12 protein-coding genes are annotated in these 12,652 nt (G+C 43.7%); 3 read left to right on the top strand and 9 right to left on the bottom strand.

Annotated elements, in window-relative coordinates:
- The first annotated feature begins 26 nt into the window (after window positions 1–26).
- Window positions 27–992, top strand: a complete 966-nt coding sequence (locus BS617_RS04825) for a methylenetetrahydrofolate reductase (protein WP_075171754.1) — start codon at window positions 27–29, stop codon at window positions 990–992.
- A gap of 28 nt (window positions 993–1,020) precedes the next feature.
- Here the strand turns inward: BS617_RS04825 and BS617_RS04820 are convergent, their stop codons facing one another.
- The 4 genes from BS617_RS04820 to BS617_RS04805 all read right to left on the bottom strand — a co-directional run bounded on the left by BS617_RS04820 (window position 1,021) and on the right by BS617_RS04805 (window position 5,333).
- The gene (locus tag BS617_RS04820; protein ID WP_139303131.1) at window positions 1,021–1,788 is read right to left on the bottom strand and encodes an aspartyl protease family protein; all 768 of its coding nucleotides are present in this window, start codon (window positions 1,786–1,788) and stop codon (window positions 1,021–1,023) included.
- Window positions 1,789–1,792: 4 nt separating this feature from the next.
- Window positions 1,793–2,167, bottom strand: coding sequence for a translation initiation factor Sui1 (locus tag BS617_RS04815; RefSeq protein WP_075171752.1), 375 nt, complete (start codon window positions 2,165–2,167; stop codon window positions 1,793–1,795).
- 34 nt (window positions 2,168–2,201) lie between these two features.
- Window positions 2,202–3,533 carry a deoxyguanosinetriphosphate triphosphohydrolase gene (locus BS617_RS04810; RefSeq protein WP_075171751.1) on the bottom strand — a complete coding sequence of 444 codons (1,332 nt, stop codon included), beginning with the start codon at window positions 3,531–3,533 and terminating at the stop codon, window positions 2,202–2,204.
- A gap of 108 nt (window positions 3,534–3,641) precedes the next feature.
- On the bottom strand, window positions 3,642–5,333 hold the full coding sequence (locus BS617_RS04805; protein ID WP_075171750.1) for a methyl-accepting chemotaxis protein: 1,692 nt from the start codon (window positions 5,331–5,333) through the stop codon (window positions 3,642–3,644).
- A 278-nt stretch (window positions 5,334–5,611) separates the two neighbouring features.
- Between BS617_RS04805 and BS617_RS04800 the strand changes: the two genes are divergently transcribed.
- Window positions 5,612–6,196 (top strand): peptidylprolyl isomerase, encoded by a 585-nt coding sequence (locus BS617_RS04800; RefSeq protein ID WP_075171749.1) that lies wholly within the window; start codon window positions 5,612–5,614, stop codon window positions 6,194–6,196.
- Between the two features lie 75 nt (window positions 6,197–6,271).
- On the opposite strand, the gene BS617_RS04795 is transcribed toward BS617_RS04800, so the two are convergent.
- The 4 genes from BS617_RS04795 to BS617_RS04780 are packed head-to-tail and all read right to left on the bottom strand — an operon-like array spanning window position 6,272 to window position 9,374.
- Window positions 6,272–6,829 carry a nitroreductase family protein gene (locus tag BS617_RS04795; RefSeq protein ID WP_075171748.1) on the bottom strand — a complete coding sequence of 186 codons (558 nt, stop codon included), beginning with the start codon at window positions 6,827–6,829 and terminating at the stop codon, window positions 6,272–6,274.
- Window positions 6,830–6,847: 18 nt separating this feature from the next.
- Window positions 6,848–7,672, bottom strand: coding sequence for an NADPH-dependent 7-cyano-7-deazaguanine reductase QueF (gene queF / locus BS617_RS04790; protein ID WP_075171747.1), 825 nt, complete (start codon window positions 7,670–7,672; stop codon window positions 6,848–6,850).
- The gene (locus BS617_RS04785) at window positions 7,672–8,445 is read right to left on the bottom strand and encodes an ABC transporter permease (RefSeq protein ID WP_075171746.1); all 774 of its coding nucleotides are present in this window, start codon (window positions 8,443–8,445) and stop codon (window positions 7,672–7,674) included. The genes queF and BS617_RS04785 overlap by 1 nt, the downstream gene beginning before the upstream one ends.
- On the bottom strand, window positions 8,442–9,374 hold the full coding sequence (locus BS617_RS04780; RefSeq protein ID WP_075171745.1) for an ABC transporter ATP-binding protein: 933 nt from the start codon (window positions 9,372–9,374) through the stop codon (window positions 8,442–8,444). The genes BS617_RS04785 and BS617_RS04780 overlap by 4 nt, the downstream gene beginning before the upstream one ends.
- 95 nt (window positions 9,375–9,469) lie before the next feature.
- On the opposite strand from BS617_RS04780, the gene BS617_RS04775 reads away from it, so the two are divergent.
- A complete protein-coding gene (locus BS617_RS04775; RefSeq protein ID WP_075171744.1) occupies window positions 9,470–9,871 on the top strand; it encodes a PA2817 family protein in 402 nt (133 codons plus the stop codon).
- Here the strand turns inward: BS617_RS04775 and BS617_RS04770 are convergent, their stop codons facing one another.
- Window positions 9,872–12,652 carry an EAL domain-containing protein gene (locus BS617_RS04770; protein ID WP_075171743.1) on the bottom strand — a complete coding sequence of 927 codons (2,781 nt, stop codon included), beginning with the start codon at window positions 12,650–12,652 and terminating at the stop codon, window positions 9,872–9,874. It lies immediately after the preceding gene.

The following is a 12,652-nucleotide window of genomic DNA, read 5'->3' as shown; positions in this document are numbered from 1 at the left end:
CCCCAAATTGATCAAGAAGTTAGATTATGAGCTCGTTACTAGAAACACGTTTTGCTGACCACAACCGCGGTGTCTACTTCGTAGGTACCACCCCTCCTCGGAGTAATACGTCAGTTGAGCGCGTAGATGAAATTGCTGATAAGTTACTAGAACGGCTCTCGGCGTTAGATATTGATGGCTTAATTGTATACGACATTCAAGATGAGAGTAGCCGGATTGATAAGCCGCGCCCATTTCCTTATATGGAAACACATGATCCTCGCGAATACTCAAAACTTATTCGCGAAAAATCAGGCCACCCAGTAATTACCTACAAAAGCGTTTCTCAACGAGACAAGGCCGATTTTAATCAATGGTTGAACGAAGCTTGGGATCAGTACGGTATTCGTGACATTGTTATGGTTGGCTCGCCCTCTTCCACTGGCCAGGTGAAACTTTCACTGAACGATGCATACAGCACGTTAAAAGAAAGCCCACTCGACTTTAACCTTGGAGGCGTAACAATAGCTGAACGTCATGCAAACAAAGGCGACGAACACCACCGCCTCATGACCAAGAGTGAGCAAGGTTGCGATTTTTTTGTCACTCAAGCGGTATATAACGCTCAAGCCACTATCGACCTCCTTTCACGATATGCCGTTGAATGCCGTGACAAGCAGATTGAGCCTAAGCGAATTGTATTAACGTTTACGCCTTGCGGTAGTTTAAAAACACTTGAGTTTATGGAATGGCTGGGTATTTCAGTACCAGAAGCGACCAAAATACGGATCATGAATGCTCATAGCCCTTTATCGGAATCTATCAAAATATGCCGCAACAGCTTAGAGCAAATTGTTGAAGCCTGCTTACCATTGGGTGTTCCATTAGGCCTAAATATCGAAAGCTTAACCAACCGCAAAGACGAGATTGATGCGTCTATTCGATTATTCAAACTTTTGAAAGCAACACTCGATCTTAAATTAGCTGAGCGTGAGGCCGCTGCCAGTTTTTAGATCTAGCTAGAGCTGTTTTTGATATTTGCTACTTTTTAGCAGAGGTATCGTTTAACTCTGATACCTCTGTTATTGATTTCTTAAGTTGGTGGTATTTTTTGGGGTTCCAAATAATAACTTGCCGAGCCTTGTCCAATTCGTATTCAACATTCATTAAAAAGTCCATCCCCAATAATCCATCAAACCCACCGCCTACATTCTTATTCTGCATCACATAAGCGTTTAAATTACGCGCTTTATACGGGCCTATTTTAATACTATCGAACGCTATGGTACTTAACTTAATAATGCCACCACCCGCCACACGGGCATAGCCTGCTTCCTGCTTTTTCGGTTCTAACTTCTCTAGGGCATCATGATGAAAAACCGTACCGCTAGCCCCTGTATCCATCAGCATTGTCACTTGAGCAGAGTAGCCATGATATGTCACAGTCACCGGAACCAGCACTTGGTTGTTAGCAATTTTAACTGGAGTTTCCATTTGCTCTAGCGCCCTTAACATTCGACGCTCATCTCTGTTTTTCTTTAGTAATGAGCCTGCAGAACGATTTTTATCAGAAAACTGCGACACATTACTCACTGCATCCGTAGGTACCTGCTCGACTATTTGATCACGATAAGCTTGAGGGACTTGACTCAAACTGCCTACATAAACTTTTTTACCATTTGCATCAGTATATTTATAAATACCCGCTTGGCTTTTCCCTAGCATCATCAAAATAACCACGGCTACAATGCAGAAAAACATAGCAACCCAGCGTAATTGACGACATTGTTTACAGTCCCTTTTACTCAATCTACTAGCCTCCTGCCAGTTTTACAGTAAATCCCTGTGTTTCTAACAGCCCTTTAATTTTCTCCCGATGATCACCTTGGATTTCTATAACGCCATCCTTGAGTGACCCGCCAGTACCACATTGCTGTTTTAGCTGCTTAGTTAATTTTTTTAACTGAGCCTCTGCCACGGGCACCCCAGTAATAGTGGTAACCCCTTTCCCTTTTCGGCCTGACGTTTCTCGGCGGATACGTACAATTCCATCTAAACTTGCCAGGCGCTGGTCATCCGCCAAATCTTGGCACTGGCATTCGCTCTTTGGTTGACGACAATCTGAACAGGTATCTCCGCCCTCAGTTGAGTAAACCAGACGACTTAATTGATCTTGTAACGATGGCATAAAAATTCACACTACTTTTAGTCGGTTATTAATCTTACGAAGATGAGGATAAGCCACCAATCTGACGACCAAGATAGGCGGCGTAGTTATCCGTCATACCACTTATAAAATCCAAAGCACGCATATAGGCATGATACAACGACCAATCGGGTTCGGGGGCATGAATGCCCATCAAACTTATGATTTTTTCACTTCGGTAACTTAAATTATCGGTCCCACCTTGTTGGTACTGCTCAAAAACAGCATGACAAAATGCATCCAACAAAACGCCCAATGAACTGTATGCCCCCACCTCAAGCTCCGTTTTACGCGTGTCTGGAAATACTCGTGTCTTCGCTAGATGCTTAGCCGCTTGCAGGCCATCTTTAACATGCACAGCGCCATCAGCGAGTAACTCCCCTTGATACTTACCTTCCATGATCTCATCGTAATGCTTAACAAACGCCTGCAAAGCAGAATCGAGCATGCTTTCCATCGCTTTGCCCCGCAACGCCGAGATCTTACGGCGCGCCGATGCCGCACTATTGAAAATATCATCATCAAAAGACTGGTCACCACATAGCTGCAGCAGGATTGGTTTAACCGTTTCAAAGCTCAGAATATTAAGCTCTATGGCATCTTCCAGATCGAGAACGGCATAACAAATATCATCTGCCGCCTCCATTAAATAAGCGAGTGGGTGCCTAGACCACCAATGCTCACCCAAGGGCACTAAGCCCAATGCGTCACCCAACTTATCCAACATCGGGATCTCTGTTAGATAGGCGCTAAATTTCCCTTTTTTAGTCGCTCGCTCCGCAGTCCATGGGTATTTTAACAATGTACCTAACGTGGGGTACGTCAGGCGCAGCCCTCCGTCATAAAGGTGGTTCTCGATACAGGTGACTACCCTAAAACCTTGAGCATTACCTTCAAACGTTTCTAAATCTAGGCGCTCAAAAGCTGACAGCGGCTTTAAAAAATCTGCTTGCCCAGCTCGTTTAAACCAATCACGAATCGCATATTCACCCGCATGACCAAAGGGAGGATTCCCAATATCATGAGCCAAGCATGCAGATTGGACGATCATACCGATATCATCAGGCGTAGCCCACTCAGGCAATTGATCACTTAGCCATTCGCCAACACGAATTCCTAAACTGCGACCAACACTGCCAACTTCTATCGAATGGGTAAGGCGTGTATGTATATGATCATTCAATGCTAGTGGGTGGACTTGTGTTTTACGACCAAGCCGTCTAAACGCACTGGAAAAAACAATTCGATCATGGTCTTTATGGAAATGACTGCGCCCCGCTTCTGAATACTCTTGGTGCTCATGCCCATAGCGCTGTGTGGTCAAAAGTTTAGCCCACTGCATTCTCATAAAAAATCCTTAATTCAGACGACAAGTCAGCCTGAAAGAGTCGCATAAAAAAGCCGGCGCATGCAACTACAAGCGCCGGCTTTACTTAGATTAATCCACCAACAGGCCTTACACTTTAAAGTGCCCTACCAATGATTGGAGTCGTTTCTCTAAACGGCTCATTTCATTGGTTGTCGCTTCGAGATTATCCGCATTTTTCGCTGAGTGCTCCGCAATATCCGCTATCTGTTGAACACTACTGCTGATTTCGTCGGCTACAGCTGTTTGCTCCTCAGCTGCACTGGCTATTTGCATGTTCATGTTGTTAATCGTGCTTACTGACGCGGTAATGACCCCCAGTGATTCACTTGCTTTAGCAGCACGCTCCACCGTCGTCTCTCCTTGGCTGCGGCTAGTTTCCATCACACTGACCGCTTCACGGGCGCCTGTTAGCAAACGCTCGATCATCATTTGGATTTCCTGCGTACTTTCTTGTGTGCGGTTTGCTAAAGTACGCACTTCATCCGCAACAACTGAAAAGCCTCGCCCATATTCGCCTGCTCGCGCAGCTTCAATAGCAGCGTTTAATGCTAACAGGTTTGTCTGGTCGGCTATTTCTTTAATAACGTTAACGACAGAGCCTATTTTGTCGGCATCATCATCCAAACGTGAGATAACTTCTGAAGATCGATTTACATCTTGGTACAACTGCTGCAATGCACTTATCGTCGCTTCAACTTCTTTTTGACCGTCGCTTGTCGCATGATCAGCCTGATCTGCTGCTGACGCCGCCCCTCCGGCATTAGACGCCACTTCTTGTGCGGTAGCAGCCATTTCATGCACTGCCGCCGCCGTTTGCGTCGTTTCGTGACGCTGACGCTGCACATCAGCGTTAGTTTTTTTCACTACCTGATTCATCTGTTCGGTAGATCGCGACAATTCCTGAATGCTTTTTTTCAGGTCCACGACCAAATGCTGAATTTTGTCGGCAAAGTTATTAAAGCCTGTAGCCACTAACCCTACTTCATCACCAGTGGAAACGGTTAATCGACGGGTTAAGTCTCCCTCGCCAGCACTAATATCTGCTAAAGCCTCAGCAACATCACGCAGTGGACGAGTAATTTTAGAAGACATCCACAAAGCAATTAAAACAAACACAACTAATAATAAGGCCCCTAAAGCCGCAATGATTAACATGGTGTTTTGAATATCAGCATTGACTTTTTTCTGTGTAACCGCCAATTTATCTTCGATGTCGTCTATATAAAAGCCTGTGCCAATCATCCACTTAAATTCGTCTATTGAATCTGCGTAACTGAGCTTTGCTACGTCCATTTCTTTTGAAGGCTTAGCCCATTTATAATTAACATAGCCTCCTCCTGATTTGGCGGCGCTTATCAGTTCTTTAATAATTGGTACGCCATCAGGGTCCTTCAGATCAATTAAGTTTTTACCTTCTAACGTCTGCTTTGGCCCATTAACAACATTTACACCGTCATAACTATATACAAAGATATAGCCATCGTTTGCTTCCCCGTATCTCATCGTCCTGAGTATATCTGCAGCTTGCTTTCTAGCTTCGGCATCACCGATTTCACGGGCATTATCCAAAATAGGCTGGACGGTTGAGACAGCTAATTCAATAAATCCTTTGAGCGACTCTTCTTTTAAGGCTATGAGCTCAGCGTTTATGGTGGAAATTTCTTTTTCACCTAACTCGGCAAGTTTCGCTTGCACTACCAGCATCACAGCGACAATTGAAACAACTAACGGGATAATCGTTAGTAACAGCATCTTTTGCTTGAGTTTTATCGAATGCATTCTTGGGTCCCTAGGTAATCGTCAATTACAAGTCATTGTTTTTGTTATCCATGTATTATCGGCGTAAGGTAATCAATCTAAAGAACCCTTTAATCTCAATCTTCCATATCTACCCCTTTTACTTGCTTAATATTCAAGTATAAGTCGCCGCTAAGTGCTGTTCGTCATCAAATTAATTGATTATGATCGCATCACTTATCATGGGTACGCTTTACAGTGTAGTCTAAAAAAAAAATTAAACTTGGCCCAAGTCTGGCCATAGCGAAAAGGATGATTATATGCAGCTATCGAAAGCTCCATTTTATCAATTGATCAAAAACACCGCGGTAGCAGCAGCTTTCATGGCGGCCTCAAGCTTGGCGCTTGCTGAACAGCACGTCATGATGAAAACGAGCCAAGGCGACATCACAATCGAACTTTTTGAAGAAGAAGCGCCGCTTACCGTTCATAACTTTTTGAACTACGTAAAGGATGGCTTTTACAGCGGCACACAGTTCCATCGTGTTATCAGCGGCTTTATGATCCAAGGTGGTGGTTTTACGGTTGATATGGAACGAAAACAAACGAAAGCGCCAGTAAAAAATGAGTCTACCAATGGTGTAAGTAACAAGCGTGGAACTATTGCAATGGCACGGACGCGTGACCCAGATAGTGCTACAGCGCAGTTTTTTATCAATGTCGTTGATAATTTAAATTTGGACGCGATGGGGCCACGCCCAGGCTATACAGTTTTCGGACGTGTAGTGGAAGGTATGGAGGTTGTTGACAAGATTGCAGCAACTAAAACAACGACAAAATCATCGTACAGAGATGTTCCAGTCAAGCCAATTATCATCGAGTCGCTTGAGATAACCAGTGAATAATCAGTAAGTTTGATGAAATGACTGGATGTTGATACTCAGCAATTCAGTCATTCCAACGTAGATAAGAGAATAACGTTAGGCCCCCCAAACGCTTAGTTTCTCACGGTCTAACGATAAATCTGCTTCCCTAAAGCGCTTGGTTGTACCCAAATATATAAAGCCAACAATATGCTCATGGGATTGCAATCCAAGTCCAGCCTTCACAGTGGGATCAAAAGCCATTTCACCCGTGCGCCACATTGCACCCAGCCCCATAGCATACGCGGCTTGTATTACACTTTGTGCAGCACAACCTGCCGTTATTATTTGCTCAACTTCCGGGACTTTGGGATGCTCTTGTGTCACAGCAATTGCCACTAAAATCGTCGGCGCTCTTAGAGGCATTTTTTGTAATTTAACCACTTTCTCATCATCGATCATCGCATTAGCGGCTTTTCCTGCTTTAACGTACAAATCACCGAGAGCATGGCGAGCTTCTCCCTCAACCAACATAAACCTCCATGGCTTCAATTCGCCATGATCTGGAGCACGTTGAGCAGCCAACAACATTGAGTCAAGCTGCTCTGCATTTGGGCCGGGCTCCATAAGCACAGGGGCTGATACACGCTTATGAAGTAACTCTAAAGCATCCATAATATTTCCTTTTTACTGTTACTGCCGATTTAAACGAATATTAGATGGTACATCGGCTTCGGAACTACGATAGGGGTTAATATCTAAACCACCTCTTCTAACATAACGCGCATAAACGGTTAAAGCCGAAGGCTGGCATTGCTCCCAAATATCCATAAAAATATTTTCTACACACTGCTCATGAAAATCACCATGCTCGCGGTAAGAAATAAGGTATTTGAGTAAGCCCTCATGCTCTATTTTTGTACCTGTGTACGCTATCTGAATACTTGCCCAGTCGGGCTGCCCAGTTACTGGGCAATTAGACTTCAATAAGTGACTATAAAGTGTCTCGCTTACTTGGCCCGTTCCTTTTGATAGCAACTCGGCATTTGGCTCATAGTGCTCAACAGTAATGTCGAGATCATCCAAGCACTCGCCTGTGAAGGACGTCGGCTGAACAAACGTATCTGGGTGGAACAGCTCAACTTTTACTGCACCGCCCGCGGCCGAGGATAAGTCTAATTCCATCGCGTCAATGACGGCTTTCTCATCTTTAAAACGGCTCAAATTGAATGAGTTGAGGTAAAGCTTAAACGACTTTGATTCAATAATGTGCGAGGACTTCGCAGGAATCGTAAATACAGCAATCCGTGCAATTGGCTTACCTTTTAGGTTGAGCCAAGAGATTTCATAACCGTTCCAGAAATCAACGCCTTGGAATGGAAGTTCATGCCTATCAATTCCTCGTTTTTGCCAATTAAGGTCGCGCTCAATTGGAAATAAAACGGATGGATCATATTGATTGATATAAGCTGTTTCACTGCCTAACGGCGATGCTTCAAGTACCTGCTCTTCATTCATTAGCTGCGGATTCCTCTACCACTATTTAACAAACGTAATGCGACGAAAAAAAGCACAACATTAAATAGCACTATCATACTAAAGGCAAAACCTACATGGATATCACTCGTACCTAAAATTCCGTAACGAAACGTATTTACCATGTACAAAATAGGATTAAGCTGGGACACGCCCTGCCAAAAATCCGGTAACAATTGAATCGAATAAAATACGCCCCCTAAATACGTTAGCGGCGTTAGAATAAATGTAGGGATAATGGAAATATCATCAAACGAGTTTGCAAACACGGCATTAATGAAACCTCCCAAGGAAAACAACACAGCCGTTAGTGCAACGGTTCCAATAGTAATCCATACATTATGAATCTGCAGGTGAGTAAAAAATAACGATAACAAAGTCACTATAAAGCCTACAGCAAGCCCCCTAGCAACGCCTCCCACCACATAGCCAGACAAAATAACCCAGTTCGGCATCGGCGACACTAACATTTCTTCTATGTTTCGTTGAAACTTTGTACTGAAGAATGAGGACACAACATTACCGTAACTATTGGTAATAACGGACATCATAATAAGCCCAGGCACAATAAACTCCATGTAGTTGAAGCCATCCATTTCACCTATTCGCTCACCAATGAGGTTACCAAAAATTATAAAGTACAATGTCATGGTAATAGCGGGTGGCAATAACGTCTGTGCCCATATACGTGTAAAGCGACGAATTTCTTTAGATACGATGGTATAGAACGCCACCCATAATTCAACGACACTCATGCTGGCTCCTGTCCTAAATTCTTCTCGACCATAGAAACAAATAATTCCTCTAAACGATTAGATTGATTTCGCATACTAGACACCTCTATCCCTTCAGACGCAAGCTGGGTAAATAACGATGTCAAACCTGCACCTTTGGTGACTTCGACTACCAAAGTATGCGCATCCGACAAACTCAGTTTATAACCATCAACTTGTGGGGCCTTTTCTAGGTCAGCGGTCAAATCTAAGATAAACGTCTCTTTATTTAGCTGTTGTAATAGCGACTTCATGGATGTGTTGTGAACAATAGTGCCATGATCAATGATCGCTATGTTACGACACAAACTCTCTGCTTCTTCCAGATAATGTGTCGTTAAAATAATCGTCGTTCCAGAAGCATTGAGCTCTTGTAAAAAGCCCCACATAGAACGTCTTAACTCAATATCAACGCCGGCTGTCGGCTCATCAAGAATAAGTAACTTAGGCTCATGCACCAATGCACGCGCAATCATCAGGCGTCGCTTCATACCACCAGAAAGCATACGGGCACGATCATTACGTTTATCCCACAAACCTAGCTGTCGCAGATATTTTTCAGCACGCTGAGCTGCCAGTTTAGGAGGTATACCGTAATACCCAGCTTGGGTTTGAACGATATCACCTACTTTTTCAAACATATTAAAATTAAACTCTTGGGGCACTACACCTAAGCTTCGTTTAGCAGCCGCCAAGTCTGTTTCTATATCATGGCCAAAAATAGATACTGAACCGCTCGTTTTGTTAACTAATGAGGATACAATGCTCAACGTTGTAGACTTTCCAGCCCCATTAGGTCCAAGCAATGCAAAGAAGTCTCCTTGCTTTACATCCAGAGTAATACCCTTAAGCGCTTCAAATTGATTGCCATAAGTTTTACGCAAGTCTCTGATTGAGAGTGCGGTAGTCATAAAGTGCTCACCTATATTCAATATCGTTATCTTTATGCGGTTTGTATTCTATCAGTTAAACTAAGACTTTAGAGCGAACAACAGAGTTATCCGTGATGAGTAACAGCTACGTTTCATTCCATATCGATTTATTAAAGCAAACTTACAACCACGTCATCCAATTCATGCCCTTTGCAAGCCAAGAGTTAGGCGAGGACGAGCGATCATTTCTTGAGCAGTTCACCGCTCTGATCGAAGCGATCGAGCAACAATCTGAAGACGTCTTAGAGCAAGGTCAAGCCTTGCTGACGCGATGGATTCGTAACTATCCTGAGCTAGTGCCTATCATCCCACGCGATCTGCTGTGGTACTTTGGAGGGGACTGTCTTCACTACATGCCTGATGAAGAAATTGATAAGTTCCAGCTACTGGACGAGAAACGCTACCTAGCAGAATCCGAAGGTAAAGACTTCGAATATGCTCGAGAGCGTGCTGTTATTTTAGAGTTGGCTCATTAATTAAGATTTAGGCCACTCAAGCATTTCAACATTCTCGATAAAGCCGATGAACTCTGACTCTCTCATCGGCGAAGCATAATAACGGCCAACGCCAAATGCGCAGCCGCCATTCAATAACCTGGCGGTCTGGTCGGCGGTTTGAATACCATGTGCAATACAGTCGATTTGTAGCTCTTTGCTAATGCGCACCACGCTTTTTATCAAGGCTTTATTCTCTTCATCCGAATCAAGCATGGCATGTATTGGGAGCTTAATATAATCATGGGGCAATGTATGAGCGAGGTATAAAGCAGGTCTGACTTTGTCATTCGTGTTAATAGCTACCTGCACTCCTAAGTCTTTCAAGCGTTGCATTAAATCTTCAGAACCCGCTTCAGCTCTTAAAACATCATCGCTTTGAAACTCAATGACAACGAGCCCCATTAATGTTTTATACTGGACGAGTGCTGTTTGAATTTGCTCAAACAACTCATTCACCTGACTACTACGCACTCTGACGGGCAAAAACAATTGCAACGCTCGATGATGATCAAAACGCCACTCACTAAAATGTGACAGAGACTCATTAATCAGGAACTCATTCATACGCGAATGATTGCTCGTGTCCTCATAGAATGTGCGAAGCCGCTCGTCACCAGAGGGCGTTGCTTCCTTCCAGCAAAGTCCAGCTGTTGCTCCTAACACCCGCCCATTGCGCATATCAATAACGGGCTGATAACTGACATCGAGCAACCCCCTTTGAAGCACACTGGTCAACGTTTCCAATTCGGGAGTTTGTAACCGCTCTTCCACACCCGGTGAAAAGACTAAATAATGATTTTTTGATGATTGCCGGGATAGAAACATGGCTGATTCTGCTGCGTTCACAAAACCCGCAACATCATCAGCATGGTCAGGGAAATAGCTTACCCCAATGTTAATCGCCAGATAGATAGTTTCCTCATTAACAAGGAACGGTTCTTTGAATGCCTGTATAAGTTTTTGAGCGACAAGATCAGCATTCTTATGATCCTTCATTCCTCGTAATACAATCATATAAAGATCATCACTAAATCGCGCCAACATGTCATCATCGCGCAAACAACTATGGATACGTGATGTTACTCCATTCAACAACGTTTCTTGGTCGACATGGTTATATTGTTTTTGCAGCTTTTCGAAATCATCAATATCCAGACACAGCATGGCCAAAATGCGTCCATCTTGAACCACTTTATCCATTGCCTGAGGTAACTTATCTAAAAACATATCTCGGTTTTCTAGTGCACTGACCGGATCCGTAAACGCCAGCCATGCTAAGCGCTCTTCCGCTTTTTTCTTATCCGTAACATCGATCGCTAACGACACTACTATTGAAACATCATGGCTTGTATCAATGGCGGTATTAATCCATGTCAAGTAATGCAAAGAACCATGTTCGTCATGCGATTTTGTATCAAATCGTGACATCCGCTGCAGCCCCATATATAAACGCTGCAAGCTGTCCTCTGCTTGTCGGCTTAGGGGGTCATCTGAAAATAAAGAGGAAAAAGCTAGTTCTTTATCGTTAATACGGCTGCCAAAAATAGATTCAGCGCACGCATTACCGGATAGGATCATGCCATCCATATTTTGAATAAGCAGGATACTTTTTGACGTATCAAATAACGCTGAGATAAGTTCACGTTCGAGGTTTAGCGCATGGAGCGCTTTTTCGAGACGATCGTCCAGCACTCGTTCTTCACTGGATAATTGACTCACTTGTAGTTTCAAATCAGCTAAGCTGGCCGTTGCCAAATTAAACTCATCGGCAAACATCTCATTTTGCTCACCTTGATAAACGCCTGAACCTACCTCCTGAATAGCTAACGCACGCTGACGCACCCTAACCGACAAAACATACGCAACAATGGAAAGCCCAAGAAAACTAATAAGTAAGGAAACACCTAAAATACGGCGATAGGTTTCCAGTGCATCAAAGCGCTCAGTCGCATCGGCAATTAACACCCAGATAGAATCATCCGAATCAAAGCGCCCAGGAGAGGTTAAAAAAACCTCATACTTCTGATCAAAAGCCTCTAACTGATAAAGCTCATCAAAGTGAAAGTCCGGTTCTTTCTCACTTAAGGCATTGAGCACCTGTAGGTTTCTATTACGCTGAGTTAATTGAGAAAAGTCCATCGACCAAGCCGATACATCTTGCCAATTATCCTGACTAAACTTTGCGACGCCAATATCTACGCCCGTCAGCTGTTTAAAATCCACCACCATGTCATGAATTGCTCGCCCAACAACTAGCACACCAGACACGTGGCCTTCATTAAGCAAGGGAATAGCTAACTGACGACGGCATAACTTAACACACTGTAACTGGCGCACTGGATACTCATACTGAAGAGCCGACCCGACAAGGTTATCTAATTTGTAATCCACATCCCCCCAACGGAACAGCATCTTTCCTTGAGTGGAGTATAAAGCCGCATTCTCAAGCATCCCCATGGATTCAAAATAGGGAAAGCGACGATCCATCATCTTTTGAACTAACGATAGATGGCTGCTACCAGGCTCTTGATCAACGACCAGCGCTATTGTTTGAGCAAGCTCCAATTGTTTTAAATAGGACGTCGTCAATGAGCCATCTAAAGCTTTTAGATTACGTGTATTGAGTTCATGGCGTGCTGATTCATACTGAGAGACTAAGGAGTAGTCTGCATACCAAAAGATACTAATATGTGTAATGAGCAGCGACACGAGTAAAGGAAGCAATATTTTCCATCGTACACTGACAAAGAAAGGCCTCAT

This window comes from Neptunomonas phycophila (genome assembly GCF_001922575.1).
GTDB classification, from domain to species: domain Bacteria; phylum Pseudomonadota; class Gammaproteobacteria; order Pseudomonadales; family Balneatricaceae; genus Neptunomonas; species Neptunomonas phycophila.
Note: the sequence above shows the minus strand (reverse complement) of the source record. Positions and strands in the feature narration are given on the sequence as shown.

What these genes read in the sequence shown, in the direction of transcription:
- BS617_RS04810 (WP_075171751.1), bottom strand. Translation starts at nt 3,533, where the DNA reads ATGAGAATGCAGTGGGCTAAACTTTTGACCACACAGCGCTATGGGCAT.
- BS617_RS04780 (WP_075171745.1), bottom strand. Translation starts at nt 9,374, where the DNA reads ATGACTACCGCACTCTCAATCAGAGACTTGCGTAAAACTTATGGCAAT.
- BS617_RS04800 (WP_075171749.1), top strand. Translation starts at nt 5,612, where the DNA reads ATGCAGCTATCGAAAGCTCCATTTTATCAATTGATCAAAAACACCGCG.
- BS617_RS04770 (WP_075171743.1), bottom strand. Translation starts at nt 12,652, where the DNA reads ATGAGGCCTTTCTTTGTCAGTGTACGATGGAAAATATTGCTTCCTTTA.
- BS617_RS04815 (WP_075171752.1), bottom strand. Translation starts at nt 2,167, where the DNA reads ATGCCATCGTTACAAGATCAATTAAGTCGTCTGGTTTACTCAACTGAG.
- BS617_RS04775 (WP_075171744.1), top strand. Translation starts at nt 9,470, where the DNA reads ATGAGTAACAGCTACGTTTCATTCCATATCGATTTATTAAAGCAAACT.
- BS617_RS04795 (WP_075171748.1), bottom strand. Translation starts at nt 6,829, where the DNA reads ATGGATGCTTTAGAGTTACTTCATAAGCGTGTATCAGCCCCTGTGCTT.
- BS617_RS04785 (WP_075171746.1), bottom strand. Translation starts at nt 8,445, where the DNA reads ATGAGTGTCGTTGAATTATGGGTGGCGTTCTATACCATCGTATCTAAA.
- BS617_RS04805 (WP_075171750.1), bottom strand. Translation starts at nt 5,333, where the DNA reads ATGCATTCGATAAAACTCAAGCAAAAGATGCTGTTACTAACGATTATC.
- queF (WP_075171747.1), bottom strand. Translation starts at nt 7,672, where the DNA reads ATGAATGAAGAGCAGGTACTTGAAGCATCGCCGTTAGGCAGTGAAACA.
- BS617_RS04825 (WP_075171754.1), top strand. Translation starts at nt 27, where the DNA reads ATGAGCTCGTTACTAGAAACACGTTTTGCTGACCACAACCGCGGTGTC.